General features: G+C 61.3%; 18 protein-coding genes. 8 read left to right on the forward strand and 10 right to left on the reverse strand.

All coding sequences use genetic code 11. From position 1 onward, the window contains the following. Positions 1-101: 101 nt before the first annotated feature. Positions 102-1,589 carry a phage portal protein gene (locus tag YWC_RS0104285; protein ID WP_027864269.1) on the reverse strand — a complete coding sequence of 496 codons (1,488 nt, stop codon included), beginning with the start codon at positions 1,587-1,589 and terminating at the stop codon, positions 102-104. Beyond that, positions 1,589-1,801 (reverse strand): phage head-tail joining protein, encoded by a 213-nt coding sequence (locus YWC_RS0104290; RefSeq protein WP_027864270.1) that lies wholly within the window; start codon positions 1,799-1,801, stop codon positions 1,589-1,591. Before YWC_RS0104290 ends, YWC_RS0104285 begins: the two co-directional genes overlap by 1 nt. Positions 1,802-1,939: 138 nt before the next feature. Here YWC_RS0104290 and YWC_RS0104295 point away from each other — a divergent pair, with 138 nt between their 5' ends. Together YWC_RS0104295 and YWC_RS28215 are read left to right on the forward strand one after the other, a co-directional pair. Beyond that, on the forward strand, positions 1,940-2,419 hold the full coding sequence (locus tag YWC_RS0104295) for a hypothetical protein (RefSeq protein ID WP_027864271.1): 480 nt from the start codon (positions 1,940-1,942) through the stop codon (positions 2,417-2,419). Between the two features lie 209 nt (positions 2,420-2,628). Next, positions 2,629-4,014, forward strand: a complete 1,386-nt coding sequence (locus YWC_RS28215; protein ID WP_036213049.1) for an ISL3 family transposase — start codon at positions 2,629-2,631, stop codon at positions 4,012-4,014. Between the two features lie 35 nt (positions 4,015-4,049). On the opposite strand, the gene YWC_RS28220 is transcribed toward YWC_RS28215, so the two are convergent. The 8 genes from YWC_RS28220 to YWC_RS31915 all read right to left on the reverse strand — a co-directional run bounded on the left by YWC_RS28220 (position 4,050) and on the right by YWC_RS31915 (position 11,625). Beyond that, the gene (locus YWC_RS28220) at positions 4,050-4,409 is read right to left on the reverse strand and encodes a Mor transcription activator family protein (RefSeq protein WP_084416297.1); all 360 of its coding nucleotides are present in this window, start codon (positions 4,407-4,409) and stop codon (positions 4,050-4,052) included. Continuing rightward, positions 4,340-6,331 carry a phage terminase large subunit family protein gene (locus YWC_RS0104310; RefSeq protein ID WP_051306210.1) on the reverse strand — a complete coding sequence of 664 codons (1,992 nt, stop codon included), beginning with the start codon at positions 6,329-6,331 and terminating at the stop codon, positions 4,340-4,342. Before YWC_RS0104310 ends, YWC_RS28220 begins: the two co-directional genes overlap by 70 nt. Next, positions 6,328-6,894 (reverse strand): helix-turn-helix domain-containing protein, encoded by a 567-nt coding sequence (locus YWC_RS31420; protein WP_051306211.1) that lies wholly within the window; start codon positions 6,892-6,894, stop codon positions 6,328-6,330. The genes YWC_RS0104310 and YWC_RS31420 overlap by 4 nt, the downstream gene beginning before the upstream one ends. A 138-nt stretch (positions 6,895-7,032) precedes the next feature. Further along, positions 7,033-7,785 carry a hypothetical protein gene (locus YWC_RS28230; protein WP_156923489.1) on the reverse strand — a complete coding sequence of 251 codons (753 nt, stop codon included), beginning with the start codon at positions 7,783-7,785 and terminating at the stop codon, positions 7,033-7,035. A gap of 254 nt (positions 7,786-8,039) precedes the next feature. Next, positions 8,040-10,490, reverse strand: a complete 2,451-nt coding sequence (locus YWC_RS31425) for a DUF5906 domain-containing protein (protein WP_169728086.1) — start codon at positions 10,488-10,490, stop codon at positions 8,040-8,042. After that, positions 10,477-10,656, reverse strand: coding sequence for a hypothetical protein (locus YWC_RS0104330; protein WP_027864273.1), 180 nt, complete (start codon positions 10,654-10,656; stop codon positions 10,477-10,479). Before YWC_RS0104330 ends, YWC_RS31425 begins: the two co-directional genes overlap by 14 nt. Beyond that, the gene (locus YWC_RS0104335; protein ID WP_027864274.1) at positions 10,646-11,113 is read right to left on the reverse strand and encodes a YmfL family putative regulatory protein; all 468 of its coding nucleotides are present in this window, start codon (positions 11,111-11,113) and stop codon (positions 10,646-10,648) included. The genes YWC_RS0104330 and YWC_RS0104335 overlap by 11 nt, the downstream gene beginning before the upstream one ends. Before the next feature lie 260 nt (positions 11,114-11,373). Continuing rightward, positions 11,374-11,625 carry a transcriptional regulator gene (locus tag YWC_RS31915; protein ID WP_084416299.1) on the reverse strand — a complete coding sequence of 84 codons (252 nt, stop codon included), beginning with the start codon at positions 11,623-11,625 and terminating at the stop codon, positions 11,374-11,376. Here YWC_RS31915 and YWC_RS31430 point away from each other — a divergent pair. The 6 genes from YWC_RS31430 (at position 11,618) to YWC_RS28250 (ending at position 15,163) form a co-directional block, all read left to right on the forward strand. Continuing rightward, complete coding sequence (locus YWC_RS31430; RefSeq protein WP_156923491.1) at positions 11,618-12,508, forward strand: LexA family transcriptional regulator; 891 nt, start codon at positions 11,618-11,620, stop codon at positions 12,506-12,508. The genes YWC_RS31915 and YWC_RS31430 overlap by 8 nt on opposite strands. 73 nt (positions 12,509-12,581) lie before the next feature. Then, positions 12,582-13,175 (forward strand): hypothetical protein, encoded by a 594-nt coding sequence (locus YWC_RS32650; protein ID WP_156923493.1) that lies wholly within the window; start codon positions 12,582-12,584, stop codon positions 13,173-13,175. A gap of 134 nt (positions 13,176-13,309) precedes the next feature. Then, a complete protein-coding gene (locus YWC_RS0104350; protein ID WP_027864276.1) occupies positions 13,310-13,492 on the forward strand; it encodes a hypothetical protein in 183 nt (60 codons plus the stop codon). Continuing rightward, on the forward strand, positions 13,492-13,824 hold the full coding sequence (locus YWC_RS28245) for a hypothetical protein (protein WP_036213052.1): 333 nt from the start codon (positions 13,492-13,494) through the stop codon (positions 13,822-13,824). The genes YWC_RS0104350 and YWC_RS28245 overlap by 1 nt, the downstream gene beginning before the upstream one ends. A 299-nt stretch (positions 13,825-14,123) precedes the next feature. Beyond that, positions 14,124-14,309 (forward strand): hypothetical protein, encoded by a 186-nt coding sequence (locus YWC_RS0104365; protein ID WP_027864278.1) that lies wholly within the window; start codon positions 14,124-14,126, stop codon positions 14,307-14,309. A 2-nt stretch (positions 14,310-14,311) separates the two neighbouring features. Beyond that, on the forward strand, positions 14,312-15,163 hold the full coding sequence (locus YWC_RS28250) for a ParB-like helix-turn-helix domain-containing protein (protein WP_084416300.1): 852 nt from the start codon (positions 14,312-14,314) through the stop codon (positions 15,161-15,163). The last annotated feature ends 19 nt before the right edge of the window (positions 15,164-15,182 follow it).

A 15,182-nucleotide genomic window follows, 5' to 3' on the forward strand; every position in this document is an offset into this window, starting at 1 on the left:
TCAGCGCGCAACACCTGCTCGGCGAAATCGTGAAGTGCTTTCAGTGTAAGCATGGTTTTCTCTTTGGTTTATTCGAACACGAATTTGCGGACCTGCACGAATCAGGCTGTGCTGGCCTTGTCAGTGCCGCCAGCCTGAGTAGGCAGATTCCCTCGCTGGAGGAACAGCAGCACATCAAGGATGCCCATCTGGCGGAACTTCTCGATGTCGTCCTTGAGTTCATTGAAAACGACGTCCGGGTCGTAGCCACGCTGACGCAGCTTTTCGCTGAAGCTCGCTAGGCCGCCGCCGATCTCGGCCAGGTCGGCCTTCACGTCCTGCTCGGGATTCACGTAGTCCCACTTCGGGGGGCTGAAGTCGACGGACATGTCCCGCCCGCGGATCTTTCCGCCCAGGTAGGCAGCCTCGACAAACGCTTCGTGCACGGGGATCAGCAGCTTCGGGACCAGCACGAGCCATTGCATCTGCTGGACGGCGCGGCGGAAGTCCAGCAGGCGCACACGAGCGCTGCTGAAGTTCACCCCGGTCATGTCGCCGGTCACCGTCTCATAGGGGACACCCACGCCGGTGGCGAAGATGTGCATCTGGTATTTCACGTACTCGACGTAGCCTGGCGCGGCCTTCGGCTCGATGACGGTAAAACTCATCCCGGGCGGCATGCCGACGATGCCGCCAGCGCCCAGGTCGCCCAGGTCGCGCGCGCCACCGCCCTGCTCGCCCCCCGCGCCGCCGAGCGATGCCGGGTTTTCCATGCCGGCCGTGTCACCGCTGGCCAGCACGCTGAGGCGGGTCTCGAGGTTCTTGCGCGCCAGCTCGGCATCTTCGTACAGCTGCAGGTCGCGCACGCGCGCGATCACCGGCGCGAAGCGGGTGAAGCCGCGGCCCTGGCCGGGCCGCTCCGGGTTGTAAAGGTGGATGATGAACTGGGCCGGCACGCGCGTGCTCTGGGTCTTGCGGCCACGTAAGGTGCCCGTGTCGCCAGGGTGCTGGTCCCACAGGTAGTAGGCTGCTACCGCCCCGAGGGCGTCGTACTCAATCCCGTTGATGATCTGGTTGCCGCCATTGGTGCCATTGGTGCCAGTGCGCGAGTCGTCCAGCCAGTCGATTTCGAGCAGCTGCAGCTGCAGCGGAACGGGGAGATTGTCGCTCGGGCGACGCGGACGCAGACGCACCAGCACCTCGCCGTCCTGCTCCATGGCAGCGTAGGCCGCCTTCACCATGCCGTAGTAGTCGTACCGGCCATCTGCGTCGCACACCCTGTTCCACTCGGCGAACAGCTTGTTGATCTTTTCCTTTTCCTGGCCGGTTGCACGCGGGACGATGCCCGTGCCCACAGTTGCCGATGACAGGCCATCCAGGGCCGCACGGCAGTATGGAACGTTCTGCACCAGGGCGCGGGCCTTGACCCGCAGCGTCCTGGCGTCGGCCTGGTGGTCCGCATTCGCGCTGGCCCCGGCGCGGCGTGGGCGCCAGGTGTCGCGCGGGCTGGCCGCCTCGTAGGCGCGGGCCAACTGCTGGCGGGCGAAGTGTCGGGCGATGCCGGCATGGGGATTGACCCAGCCGACGATCCGGTCGAGCAGGTTTGGCATCAGTCGCCCCTCGACGTGGTGAAATTGAATTTGAAGACAGCGGGGCCGCGGTTGCGGCCGGCACTGTTGACGACAGTCGCAACGTGGTTGCGCGCGGTGATGAGCGCCGCGGTCGACTGGTAAGTAACTTTGCGCCCGTTGAATTCCACTGACAACGTGCCAGAGGCGATTGCGGAGTCGAGCGCGTCGAGGTCAGATTGAGAGAGGGCCATGCCGCCAAGGGTAGCGACTGCCCTGTCTCACTTCTCGGAAAACTGAGACATTATTTCGGCTCTCCGGATTAGTTTGTGGAATGGATGAGTTCGGGGTATACTCAAATTCCGGATTAATTTGTGGAATGGAGGTGTGCGATGGACTACCGCGACGAACTCATGCAAGCCGGCCAGCTTGGTCGGACTGCTACGAACCGATTTGAAGAAGTTAGTGGGACTGACGAGCGTAGAGCTACCGAGGTGGCAGCAAAAGCTATCTACCGTTCGTTTGATGGCTCCGACGCTTACCCATGGGTCGAGGGTGGCAACAGTAATAAGCAAGAGGATGCGCGCCGGTATGCTCGCGCTGCCTTGCGGTCTGTTAAAGACATTCCTGAGCGCGACCAAATGAAGGGTGCTGAGGACCAAGGGATGTTCCGCAAGTTTGACGTTCGCAGGCTTGACGGTACCGACCGCCCAGGAGGCAAGCATTACGGGTGTCGCTATTTCGTACTCGACTTAAGCCATGACAAAAATGCTAAGGCAGCAATGCGAGCGTACGCGGCATCGTGCTCGTCGACTCACCCCCAGCTCGCTGCGGATATTGAGGCTGAGTTTGGCGCCGGCAGTGCCGCATGAACGCATATTGCCTTGGGTACACGCACAGCAAGTGTGATTATTGTCAGAACGAAAAAAACTGGCAAGTCCTAAACCAGATGCCAGACGCGTTGCGGAGGTCAATGCAGAACGGCATGGCAAGCATAAACAGCGACAAATGTAGACTTACCTGCATGGGTGAGTACGCGCCTATTCAGCCCGCAAGTCAGGTGTAACGCGATAATTGTTGCATGACGGACATACTTAACTTGCCTGACTGGCGTTGCATCGACAAACGCCAAGATGCCCTCGGCACTGAGCTTCATGTGGAATACACCATCGACCCTGACTTCTGCCTGAAATGCGGGGTCGTTGGCAATCTGTACAAGCACGGCACTACCAGCACTACGTACCTCGACTGCCCAATGTACGGCAAGCCTTCCCGCCTGGTGGCCAAGGTGCGCCGTTACAAGTGCCGGGACTGCAGTGGCACATTCCTTCAGCCTCTAGGAAGCATCGACGCGGCGCGCAGAATGACGGTCCGGGCCCTGGAGTACATTCAGCAGCAAAGCCTGCGCGACACCTTCCAGCGCGTTTGTGAGCACCTTGGCTGTGACGAGAAGACGGTCCGCAACGTGGCCAACGAATACATCGAGGTTAAAGACGACGGCTACAAGCCTTATCTACCCGAATGGATTGGGTTGGATGAGACGCACTTGAACAAGGTCATGCGAGCCATCATCACTGATGTCGCGGCAAGGAAGCCGGTAGACATGCTGCCGGACCGCGACAAGCAGACGCTGCGGCGTTGGTTCGGTCAGTTCCGCGACCGTAGCCACGTAAAGGGCCTGGCAATCGACATGTGGGCGCCGTACCGCGACATCGCCCGCGAACTCTTTCCAAACCTGCCAGTGGTTATCGACAAGTTCCACGTCGTCAAGATGGCCAACTCAAGCGTCGAGCGGGCCAGGATTAGGCTGGGCAAGGCGCAGGGCCAGAAGGTCAACCTGGCATGGAAGCGCAGTAAGGCCCTCATCCGCATGCGTCATCGTGACCTGGGCGAGAAGCAGCGATTCAACCTCGACATGTGGCTGGATAACGAGCCCGACATGGCGGCTGCCTATCGCCTCAAGGAGCGGCTGTTTAACATCTACGACAAGCCCAAGGCTGAGGCTATCGCGGATTACGACAGCTTCGCAGGTGACGTGCCAGACAGTCTGAAGGCTGACTTCCACGAGTTGACCAGGGCTATGAAGAACTGGCGCAAGGAGATTCTGAATTACTTCGACCATCCAATCACGAACGCATACACCGAGAGTCTCAACGGGGTAGCCAAGGTGGCGAACAGGATGGGTCGTGGTTACTCGTTCGAAGTAATCCGGGCCCGCATCTTGTTCAACGACAGAAAGCCATCAGCTCGCCAGCTACGCGCCCAGAGAGCAGCTGCGGCGCCAGTGGTCGACGAGCCGATGACCCGTTGTGCGTACTGCGAGGGGCTTTTCTACAAGAACGAGTTGGATGGACTGACGTTGGACCACTTCTTACCGAAGGACACCTCACGCAAGTTCGACATGTTGAATCTAGTAGTCGCATGCCACAGCTGTAACTCACGTTTCCACACAGCTAATGGGCTTTAGAGCTCAACCGTTCCACAGATTAATCCGGATACCCATTATTTCTTGCCGCCCTCTTGCTTGATGATCCGGTACACGGTAGCCCGCCCGATCCCGAGCCGCCGCGCCACCTCCGCTGCGTTGCGGCCGTTGAACACGCGCAGCACCTCTGCAGTGATCCGCGCACGCTCGGCGGTCGACCGGCGCGGAATATAGATCTCGATCCCACTGAACTCGCGCCGCACCTCCTCTTTCAGCAGGGCCGTGCGGGGCGCCAGGTCCGGAAACTCAGTTTCGATGAATGCGAAGATGGCATCGACCAGGTCGGGGTCATCCAGTACCTCGCTGCTCACCACTGCCTCCCGACTGGTCGGCGCGGCATGCTGGAGGTCGATACAGGTTTCGTCGATGGCTGCCATTGTGCGGGTCTCGTTTGTTCTACTTGTGGTGGCACTGCGGGTGAGGCGGCGGTGGTCGCCGGGCTGTCTGCTGCCTGTGCAGGCGGCTGCTCGAACAGGTCGGGGGTGTCAGGGTCGACGAAGTCGCGCACGAGCTTCCACTGCGCTGCTGTTTTTTTGTGCAGACCAAGGTATTGCGCGCAAGCGACGCCGTAGACCATCAGGTCGCCCGCCTCGTTGCGGTCGGCCTTTTTCTTTTCCCAGACCCGAACCTTGCGCCCGCCCTTGAACACGGCCACGCAGTACTCGGCGGTCAGCTGCTCGTAGTACTCGGTCGGTAGGTCGGATGGGAAGTGGATGGCGCCCGGGCCGCTGGGGAGGTGGTAACGGGCAGCCAGGTAATCCTTTGCCGTGTCGGTACCGATCATCCAGAGCTTGACGCCATGCGGCACGGTCTTGCCCTGCCAGTTGACATCGACGAGCGTGGGCTTCGTGCCGAGGATCGGTTTGTTCGGGGTCGAGTGGCCCTTGATCGCGTAGATGTTGCGGTGTTGACGGGTACGCGTGAAGTTGTACACGTCGTGGGTGTTGGCGCCGCCCGAGTCGATGAAGGCAGCACCGATCGGCAGCATGCGTCCGCCCGCGTGTTTGTAGCGCTGGAGCAGCGCCTGGTCCAGCTTGTCCTGGGTGGTCTGGTCGGACGGCGAGCCGTCGATCACCTGGTAGTCGACCACCCACACCTCCATGCCCTCGCCCCAGGCCAGCACCTTCAGCTCGAAGCGGTCGGGCTGGGTATCGACGGTGGCGGTGAGGATCAGGCCACCCTTCGGCACCGTGCCCATCTTGTAATCCTCGGCGCGCGCTTGCAGCTCGGTCGCCTTGGTCTGTTCCTTCTTGCGCTCCCAGCAGCGCGCCAGGCGCGTGTTGTAGAACGTGATCATCAGCTCCTCGCTGCCCTCATCCAGCTTGGCGCGGGCTGCGCGGTATTCGCGCAGCAGGGCAATCCACGGCAGCCAGCCGTAGGGCGCGAACATCGCGTTGATCGTGAAGCTGACCGTCTCGCCATCACCGGGCACGCCGTCCGACCACAGGCCGCGCGCGAACATGCGGTTCTTGTCGGTCTCGTACATGACGCCGCCGCAATCGGCGCACGGGTAGACGGCCCGGCCCTCGTCGTCCTGGTCGAGGCGCTCGAAGACCAGCGGCTGGGCGTGGCCGCAATGCACGCACTCGGCCAGCGCCTCCTGCTGGGTACCCTGCTTGAACAGGCTCTCGATGATCGACTGGCCGGTGACCGTGGGTGAGCTGGGGAAATAGCTCTTGCGGTTGCGCTCGAAGGTGGTCTGGCGGGCCTTGGCCAAAGCGACTGGATCGCCCTCGCCATTGACGTTGGCCTCGGCACGGTCGACCTCGTCGAACAGCACCCGGCGTGCCGGGATCTCGGACAGGTTGGCAGCAGCGCCGGCGGTGACAATGTGCAGGGATCCGCCGATGTATTCCTTGGTGTCGAGGGTGTTGACGGAATCGCGCGAGCGCGGTGCGGCAACCCGCTCGCGCACCTCCGGTACCGCGGCGATTGTCTTGCTCACCCGCGCACTGGTACGCTTGGCCAGCTTGCCGGTCGGGAGGATCCATAGGAAGTTCGCCGGCGACTGGTGTACGCTCGCGCAGAACCAGTTCAGGCCCACCTGGGTCTTGAGCATCTGCGAGGCGCCCATCAGGGCGACGGTCTTGCAGGGATGATTGTCCGACAGCGCCTGCATAGGGAGGCGCGCGTGAGGCGTACGGCTGGTGCGGTACTTGCCCGATTCGTTTGCCCCCGACTCTTTCGGGATGATCATGTACTCGTCGGCCCATGCGTCGACCGTCATGTTCGGATCGGGCGCCAGGCCGCGCGCCATGGCCAAGCACACAACGGCAGCAGCTGATGCGAAGCCGATCATTCGAACGCGCCTTCCACCTGGGCGGCCAGCTTCTCGTTGAAGCTGTGCGCCAGGCTTTCGAGCAGCAGGCGGTGTTCGCGCTCGATCACCGCCTCGCATTCGTCAGCCGTGGCCAAGGCCGCCACGTCCGCGGCGATGCGACGCGCGCAGTTCATCAGGCCGTCGCGCAGCGCCCTGGCCGCTTCGAACACGGCGGCATCGACGTCGGCCTTGACCAGGAACTGGCCGGCCTGCTCCGCCAGCTTGAGCTCGGCGAGCGTCGCCTCCGCCGCCTCCCTCCGCGCGCGGCTCGAATCGTACCCCGGCACCTTCGCCGGCGACTCCGGACCTCCTGCACCTCCCGCGCCCGCCGCGGCCGAGGGCTGCGCCCCATGTGCCAGAGGGTCAGGACGGTTGCCGTTCGCGCGCTGGCGGGTGTTCTTTGCGTACAGGTGCGACGCGTAGTCCGGGTCGACCTTGCCATCGGTGACCGGGATCTCGCAGCGCTTGACCGCATCGTATGCGGACTGGCGCGAGATCCCCACGGTCTTGGCCCACTCGGCAATGGTTGTCAGGTTCGGCATGTGTTTCGGTACGTTGTCAGGATGTTTGTCAGGAAATGTTTTCGGGTTCCGCTAGTGCGTTGACGGGGCCTGAATTACCCTTGCCTGCTATAGGCTGGGAAGAACCTAGACCCGGGGGGGGGGTGTCGCCCGCCGCCGTCAGAGGCGCGCCGTTCGCATCGCCTTCGCCAGCTCGCTTTCGAAGTGGACCGGGAAGCGCGTGGCCACCGTGGCCTGGCCGACCTCGTGGAACTTCAGGCGGGTCTGGTACTCAACCTTGGACACGAAGATGAACACCGGGCGGATCGCGCTGCCGTGGCCGAAGCGCCGCTTCAGGTACACGCCAGGCAGCAGGCCGCGGTTACCGTTCGGCAGGGCAAAGTAGGTCACGCCCTGGCGCGCGATCGTGCGGTTCGAGCGCTGGCTGCCGGTGGCGCGCGACTCGTGGCCGGCCCCGCCCTGCACCTTCAGCTGGGACAGGATCTGCCTGAGCTGGCCGCGGCGGATGTTGCCGTTGCCGTCCAGCTGGGCGCCCGCCGCCGGCACCAGGTACGAGCCTTGTGGCATCAGGCCGGCAGCCTGGAGCAGGCGCTCCGAACCCTTGTGCCGGCGTTCGCCGCCGAAGATCTGTGGACCCAGGAAGCGGTCGGCCGGCACGCCCTTGCCGAATGGGTTGTCCTTCACCCAGACGCGCGCCTCGAGGTCGGTCTTCGTCGCACGCTTGAGGAACATGCCGTTCAGGGCGTAAGCGGTCGGGCGGTCGAACGAAGTGCGCATCTCATCCTTGATCGCGGCCTGGACGTCCTGCGCGGTGCGGGTCAAGGCTACGGCTGCGACGAACGGGCCTTGCCGGCCCAGCTCGCTGATCCTGTCGGCCATGGCCGGGAAGTTCGACTTGATGCTCATCCGCATACTGCTCTCCTCATTTGGCAGGCTTTGCAGCCTATTTCTCAAACCCTGCAACTCTGTAACCCGCATGGATACCGCTTCTTGGCAGGGTGTGCAGGGATGCAGGGTTGTTTTTAATGTGGGCGTAAAAAAAATACCCACATCAGAACCACTGCATTTCGCGCATACGTGCGCAAAACCCGGCAAACCCTGCATACCCTGCTAGAACCCACTATCCATGCAGCTTCCAGCCTTGCAGGGTTTACATGCAACCCTGCTCAACCCTGCAACGCCCGGTCCGCACGAACGTCACTCAGCTTCCTGAACTTCGCGATCTGTGCTTCCAGGTCTTCCGGGTGGTCCGGGTTCTCGACCACGAAGACCATGCGCGTCTTCTTGTGCTTGCTCTCGACAGCCACGCTCTTCTTTGCCTTGTGCTCACGACTGGCGATCAGGCCGGCGAACTTGCACAGCGTCAGCGGCTTCTCCCCGCTCTTGTCGCACCACCGCTTGTAGATGATGTACAGGTCCTCCGACAGGCAGGAGCAGTACGGCGCATCCAGGTACCCATCCTTCCACGCGCGGTGGAAGCTCATCCAGCCGGCCAGGCCGAACTCGATCACGCGCTCCTTGGCCAGCGTCATCGGCGGCTTGGTGTGCTCGTTGAAGTCGTCCAGCGGCAGGTTCAGCAGGAAGTGGTAAAAGGCCTCGATGCCGCCGGCCACGATGGACCGCTGCACCTCGGCATAGAAGTCCGGGTCCTGCTTGCGCCTGGCCTCGATCACCATGAAGCGCCGGTCTTCCAGCTCGATCGGGATCGGCTGCGGTTCGTTCGACAGGAAGGCCGAGTTCATGTGGTTGCGCTCGTCCCGCTCCGGCAGGTTCTTCTGGTTGATGCTCATGGTCTTGCCGGTGATCATGTACTTGAGCGTGCCGTTGTGGCTGTACTTGTCATCGCGCGAGAGCACCTCTTCGAAGAGGACGAACAGCTTGCGGCTGCGCCAGGCCGTGAAGCTGGAGTCCAGCTGGTGTTGGCTGGCCACCGTGCCGTAGTCGCCGTAGATCGGCAGCATCACGTCCTGGAAGAACAGGGACTTGCCGGTACCCTGCTTCTCGCCGAACATCAGCAGCGCGGTCTGCATCTTGGCGCCCGGGTGCTGGAGGGGATAGGCCAGCCAGCGCAGGATCCACTCGACGCATTCGGCGACCTTGTCTTCGGCGTCGCACAGCGATGCAAGGAGCGCGAGGATCGGCTCGACCAGCTTTGCGTTCTCTTTCGGCGACAGCGGCCAGCCAAGGAAGATGTTTACGTGGCTGACCGGGTCCGCGGTCTGGGTCGGATCGAACACCAGGTTGCGGGCCTCGATCGTCTTGCGCTGCGCATGCTCCTGCCACTTCGAGGTCAGCTCGGCCGTGTAGTCGGCGCGCACAGCGCCCAGCGTCATGACCTGCTGGCCGATCCCGTCCCATACCGTTTCGGTGCCGCGCAGCAGCGTCAGGTTGTCGAGCATCTCGCCCAGCTTGCCGCCGCCCGCGCCGCCCTCGACCGCTTTCCCCCCGATGAGGGTGGGCAGGGAGTCGCGCATGATCGTGCGGCGCTTAGAGTCCTTCTCCCAGGTGGCGGCCAGCTCCTTGCCGACCCAGGCGGTGAAGGCGGACTTCTTCAGGCGCTGCTTGCGCAGGCTGTCCCATACGTCCGTGGTCGGATAGATCAGGCTGAAGTGCGACAGCAGCACCTCGAGCGTCGGCACGACCATCGCAGGCGCTTCCGGCACAGCGGAAGGCACGGAAGGTGGCGGCACTTCGTCCAAGTAGGCAGGGACCTCCCGGGCGGCTTGTGCGGCCGGCATCGGCGCATTGTAGGAACCGGGCGTGCGCGGCGGCCGCCAGCCAGCGTCGACGGCCATCTTGTAGACCGTGGCGACCGTGATGCCGCCGTCACCGCCGAACGACTTCCAATGTCCTTCGAGGTCCTTGACGCCTGCATACTTGGACGAGCGCGACGACCAATAATCCCACACCGCCAAGCCGCTTGGACCAAGGGCTGCGTAGATGCCCATGCCGACGCGGATCCAGTCGTCGTACCCGCAGTCCGGATTGATGCATGCCAGCGCGGAATCAAGCTTGGCTCGCTCATCGGTACCAGCTGGCGGCGGCAGTTGTGCGCGCGCAGGATTGGCGCCCTTCGCCTGCTGTACAGTCAGCTGCAGGCGGTTGAGAACACGGGCATCGATCGGCGCGACCTGGTCAGGGGTGCCGGGGAAAGGTGAAGCGGTGAAGGTGAAAAATTGCGCACCACAGAAAACCTCGAGGCCGATGTCGTTCGACTTGAAGGTCCTGGTCTCGCCGGACACGATGATGTGCACACCCTTACGCGAAGGGGAGTACTCGGTGTAGGAACCGCAGGCCTTGATGATGTCCGCCGCGCGCTGAGCAACGGCCCCCTCTTCGTCGATGCAGCCGTCGATATCAATACCGATGAGGCCGTCGCCAGGAAGGAAGGCAAAGCCGATGCCGGAGTAGCCAGCGTCGAGGCGCGCCATGGCGGCCGACAGCGAGACCAGCTCGCTACGGTCTTCGTCGCTCCCCTGCTTGCCGGTACGGCGCCGGCCGGATGCGTAGTACGGCATCTTCTTCGGCTTTTTCTCGCCCGGTTCGAACTTCCACACCAGCCATTGGGACCGATTGGCGAGTTCTGCCGGGATCACGCTGGGATCAAGCGCCGACATTGGCCACCTCATCGTTCTGCAGTGCGGCCAGCTGGGCGGTCAGGTGCGCGAGGACGCGGACCTTGTCCACCGGCGCCCGAACAGGCACCGGCCACAGGTCGCGGTGGGTGCGGCGGGAAGAGTCGGTCACGATGCGGTCGAGGGTCGGATTCGAGTCAGCGGCCATGACCAGGTGCTTCGATTGCAGCCGCCGGCTGGCGGCAGTAGATCTGGAACATGAGGGCCATTAGTTCGGCCATGGTCTTGTGCATCTGCTGGCCGATGTCCTCCAGGTCGTTGCGCTCTCGCGCATCGATCTCGCCGTCCCTCACCGCGTTGGTGTAGGTGGCCGACAGGGCGCCCAGTTCGGAATACAGCTCGTGGAACTTAGCGTGAAGTTCTTCGCCGGTCACGCACTCAGCCTGCGGCAGTTCCATGAACACGCCGCCGGATGCGGCAGCCACGGCCTGGGCAAAGTGGGTGGTGCCTGCGTAGGACTGGATCAGCAGCGCGGTGTCGACGCGCATGCCTTGCCCTTTCACTTCGTACACGCGGGCCTCCAACTGCGACTTCGTCATGCCGAGCGTCGCTGCGGTACCGTTCCAGCCGTGCACCTTGATCATGTCTTGGTAGGCGTTCAACATTTCCACGGTCTTTCCTTCCATTCCTTGGGTATTGCTGTTTGGACCAGTGCGATACATTTCCTGCATCAAACTAATTCCGTAATTAAATTTCCTATGGGCAATTCTCAACGCGCACGAAAGTCACGCTTGCTGTCGAGGCTCCGGTGGGAGCGCAAACGAATTGCTCCAGTAATTCAGGTGACCTTGTTTGTTCGGTCAGGGCGCTTGCTTACCCTTTCGGCCAGGAAGGTCGGTGGCCGGGTCGTGTGGGGACTACAGCTTTAACGGCCGTTTTTTTGCTGTCCTACTGGTCGGTCTAAAAGCTCCGGCCAGATCACAGCCCACCCGTCAGGGAACATTTCCTTACGTGTGACCTGTCCCCCGGTAGCGGTTTCGATGCGTGCTCCGTATTCAACAGGAATAGGACGTTTTCCTCTTGCCCAGCGGCTGACATCAGGGGCGTGTGCCCCAATCGCTTTAGCTAAAGCCGCCTGTCGGCCGCGTCCTTGAGAAAGGTAAGTTTTGATGTCCATAGCGACCAATTATAGCGATTCGCTAAACAAATGCAATAGCGAATCGCATATTTCCAAATATAGCGTTTTGCTATTTAATGCGCGGATGCAAACTAATGACGAAGTTCGAAGACTCAACCTTGAGCTTGCAATCAAGCGCGTTGGGTCCGCCGCCAAACTTGCCGAAGTGGCAAGAACATCGCCTGCCTACTTGAGTCAGATCAAGAATCGAACGCCCGACAGCAAATCCGGCACCCCGAAGACTATGGGTGACGACATCGCGCGGCGCATAGAGGCTGCAATTGGAGAGCCGAATGGGTGGATCGATACCTTGCATGTGGATCACATCCGCCCGGCAGAATCAGGCGTTGAGCCCCCAGACAATCTAGTTTCGGTCGACAGACGCACCAACGAAAGACAGCTTCCGTTCAACAATTCGACGGTCGCTGCGTTTGATGCTGAGGACGGTGTGCCTGACGATATTGTCCTTGTGCCTGAGTCAAGAATCGAGTTTGCTGGTGGAGACGGGAAAATTCATTACGAGCTAGTTGAAGATGCTGAACCGGCAACCTACCGTCGGTCATGGTTCCAGAAGCACGGACTCAATCCTGATCGTGTGCGCCGCTTCAGAGTCGCAGGGGACAGTCAAGAGCCATTTTTATTCGACAGAGATACCATCCTTGTCAACCTGGACGAGATCGATGTGATTGACGGACGACTGTACGCACTCCGGTACGGCGATCAGTTGCGCGTGAAGTATTTAAGTAAGCGACTCGACGGCACTCTGGTTTTGCGAAGTGTGAATCCTGCCTATAAGGACGAGGAAGTGCCGGCTGATCTGGCAAACGAGCACATCACGGTTATCGGCCGCGTCCGCGACCGAAGCGGCACTGGCGGACTATAGGTCCACGCTGGCTAACTGCGACATAGCTCAACGTGCAAACTAAAGTGGGAGCGAAATGGGAATTGGAAGATGGGTGTTCCTGGGCGTTATCGTGATCGGTTGCGTGTATTCCACTCTGCCACAGCCGGCTCTCAAGCCGGCTGCCGCTGAGACTACGCTTCCGGCGCCCGCTAAAAAAATTGCGCCCCCCGAACGCAAAGCTATCATTGCAGCCGCGACCAAGTCTCTCAAAGGCAAGTACGACAAGTTTGCCAATGCCGACTTCTACCAGGCGGACTCAAACACTTTGACGAGCAGTCGATTAAAAGCGTACATCGCGGTGCCAGCTGAAGGCCCAGCAGCACTCCGCTTCAGCCCGATCTACTACGGCTCACGATGGGTACTCTTCAAGCACGTGAAAATTGTCGCGGACGGAAGCCTCGTTTTCGACAGACCCATAGGTCGAGAACATATAACGAGAGATAATGATGGAGGCCACGTATGGGAAGTGGCTGATCTCCGAGCTGAGGCTGATGAGCAACGAATGCTGAGTAAAGTTGCAACTGCCAAGTCGGTGACTATCCGCTTCATTGGCCGGGACCGCACTCATGACCACGAGCTCACCACTCGCGAGCGCGCTAACCTCAAACAAGTCTTGTCTGCGTTCTCAGCACTTGAATCGCTCTGAAGTATAGCGCCGCTAAATCTACCCGTTTATGCGGGTATTTTTTTGTCTTCATCACCTACATTTCAGTCATACCAACAGCAATATTTAGCGCATCGCTACAAATAACGCTTTACAGACTTTAGCGAAGCGCTATAATGACTCTCATCAACCCTTTCGGAGCGATGATGAGCACCTTCCAGATTACTGTCCGCACCGGCGGCAAGCCTTACGTCTACCCCGCCCTCGCTGCGTCGGCCGCTCAGGCTGCAGAAGACGCTGCTGAACGCTTTGCCGATGTGCCCTGCGGCATCACCGTCACCAGCTGCGAGGTGCAGTGATGACGACCGCCGCCAAACTGCGCGACACGATCCTCCGCTGTGCTCGCGAGGCCATCCAGGCCGAGCCAACCTGCGTCGATGACCGCCTGCACTCCTTCATCGCCAAGATGTCCGGCGCGATGGAAGTCATCGGGGAGCGGGAACTGGACGAATCCCTCTGGAGCCTATTGCAGGCGCCGGCAAAGCCAGCCCAGCCCCATGACCTGGCAGCCTGGCGCAATCAAAAGCTTTTCACCCTTTCGAGTTCCGCATCTGAGCCAGGATCGAAGCTCCTTTCGCAAGATCAAGAAGCATCGTCTTCGAAATCGGCTCCAGCCCCGGGGGGGCAGTGAATTCCTCAAGCGCTTTTGCCAGCTTGCTCGGGTCGGCTGATTCGCTTGAAATCAGAGCATTCATGAAGCCTCGCAGGACTTCCTGGACAACGGTCAGGGTGGCCATGTCGACCTTGGAGATATCTGGATGCGGCATCGAAGCTCCTAAGTTGTGAAATTAACCATTTTGCCACAGCGTACCTCGGACGCCGAGAAAGGGAATGACATGGGTTTCTTCGCTCTCTACCGCTACTACCGATTCACTGGCCTGCGCCGCCTGGAGGCGATTCGCCGGGCCTACAAGCTGCGCATGTACTGACATGCTCCGCATCGTTCCAGACCGCGCCGCTCTCGAAGTGGCGCACATGAGGCTCCAAACGGACGCCGACCTGGACGAAATGCTCAAGCACCCGGCCCTCAAATTGATTTTGGAGGCCGTAGCACGCCGGCATATGCAGCGCCGCGCGCGCGTCGACGTGAAGAAGCTGCAGGCCAACGACAAATAACTATGGCATACGCAAACCACATGGCCTCGCTGAAGGCCGCAGCCGAAGACAAGAGCAATCCGGCTGTATCGAAGACAACTCAGTTTGAGGTTGACCCGCGTGCCATGGAGATCGAGGAAGGCTTCAATGCCCGACCTCTGGATCCTGACCACGTGGCCGCGATGTCGCTGGCAATGCGGAGCGGCGCGACCTTTCCGCCGCTGGAGGTGCGCGTCGAAGACAACCGCATCCTGATCGTGGATGGCCACCACCGCCACGCCGCCGCACTCGATGCGATCGACAAGGGCTTCGAGATCAAGGCCCTCGCTTGCCGCCAGTTCCGCGGGAACGACGCCGACCGCGTCGCCCACATGCTCAACAGCGCATCGGGCCTGGCGCTCACGCCGCTGCAGCTGGGCGTCCAGTACCGCAAGCTGATCGGCTTCGGATGGTCCGAGAAACAGATTGCCGACCGCCGCGGCAAGTCGGCCCAGCACGTGAAGGACATGATCCGGCTGGCCGAATCGAACAGCGACGTGCACCAGGCGGTCACCGCCGGCCAGATCTCGGGCACCGCGGCGCTCAACATCGTCAAGAAGCACGGCAGCAAGGCCGGGGCGGTCATTCGGGAAGGTCTGGAAGCCGCAAAGGCATCGGGCAAGAGCAAGGTCACGCCGAAGGCTCTCGCACGCGGCGCGGCCGGCAAGGTCAGCGACAAGCAGATCGTCGACTGGCTGGTGGCGAACCTCAAGATCTCGGGGCAATACGAGAGCGATAAAAACCGATTTTACGAACTCGACTTGACCATCGCGAAGACGGTCGAGCACACCACCGACCTGCGCGCGCTGCTCACGGCCGCTGCTGGTCAGCAATAACCACAACCAGAAAGGACCA

The organism is Massilia alkalitolerans DSM 17462, from assembly GCF_000427785.1.
Lineage (GTDB): Bacteria > Pseudomonadota > Gammaproteobacteria > Burkholderiales > Burkholderiaceae_D > Telluria > Telluria alkalitolerans.

What these genes read in the sequence shown, in the direction of transcription:
- YWC_RS0104285 (WP_027864269.1), bottom strand. Translation starts at nt 1,589, where the DNA reads ATGCCAAACCTGCTCGACCGGATCGTCGGCTGGGTCAATCCCCATGCC.
- YWC_RS0104290 (WP_027864270.1), bottom strand. Translation starts at nt 1,801, where the DNA reads ATGGCCCTCTCTCAATCTGACCTCGACGCGCTCGACTCCGCAATCGCC.
- YWC_RS0104295 (WP_027864271.1), top strand. Translation starts at nt 1,940, where the DNA reads ATGGACTACCGCGACGAACTCATGCAAGCCGGCCAGCTTGGTCGGACT.
- YWC_RS28215 (WP_036213049.1), top strand. Translation starts at nt 2,629, where the DNA reads ATGACGGACATACTTAACTTGCCTGACTGGCGTTGCATCGACAAACGC.
- YWC_RS28220 (WP_084416297.1), bottom strand. Translation starts at nt 4,409, where the DNA reads ATGGCAGCCATCGACGAAACCTGTATCGACCTCCAGCATGCCGCGCCG.
- YWC_RS0104310 (WP_051306210.1), bottom strand. Translation starts at nt 6,331, where the DNA reads ATGATCGGCTTCGCATCAGCTGCTGCCGTTGTGTGCTTGGCCATGGCG.
- YWC_RS31420 (WP_051306211.1), bottom strand. Translation starts at nt 6,894, where the DNA reads ATGCCGAACCTGACAACCATTGCCGAGTGGGCCAAGACCGTGGGGATC.
- YWC_RS28230 (WP_156923489.1), bottom strand. Translation starts at nt 7,785, where the DNA reads ATGCGGATGAGCATCAAGTCGAACTTCCCGGCCATGGCCGACAGGATC.
- YWC_RS31425 (WP_169728086.1), bottom strand. Translation starts at nt 10,490, where the DNA reads ATGTCGGCGCTTGATCCCAGCGTGATCCCGGCAGAACTCGCCAATCGG.
- YWC_RS0104330 (WP_027864273.1), bottom strand. Translation starts at nt 10,656, where the DNA reads ATGGCCGCTGACTCGAATCCGACCCTCGACCGCATCGTGACCGACTCT.
- YWC_RS0104335 (WP_027864274.1), bottom strand. Translation starts at nt 11,113, where the DNA reads ATGTTGAACGCCTACCAAGACATGATCAAGGTGCACGGCTGGAACGGT.
- YWC_RS31430 (WP_156923491.1), top strand. Translation starts at nt 11,618, where the DNA reads ATGTCCATAGCGACCAATTATAGCGATTCGCTAAACAAATGCAATAGC.
- YWC_RS31915 (WP_084416299.1), bottom strand. Translation starts at nt 11,625, where the DNA reads ATGGACATCAAAACTTACCTTTCTCAAGGACGCGGCCGACAGGCGGCT.
- YWC_RS0104350 (WP_027864276.1), top strand. Translation starts at nt 13,310, where the DNA reads ATGACTCTCATCAACCCTTTCGGAGCGATGATGAGCACCTTCCAGATT.
- YWC_RS28245 (WP_036213052.1), top strand. Translation starts at nt 13,492, where the DNA reads ATGACGACCGCCGCCAAACTGCGCGACACGATCCTCCGCTGTGCTCGC.
- YWC_RS0104365 (WP_027864278.1), top strand. Translation starts at nt 14,124, where the DNA reads ATGCTCCGCATCGTTCCAGACCGCGCCGCTCTCGAAGTGGCGCACATG.
- YWC_RS28250 (WP_084416300.1), top strand. Translation starts at nt 14,312, where the DNA reads ATGGCATACGCAAACCACATGGCCTCGCTGAAGGCCGCAGCCGAAGAC.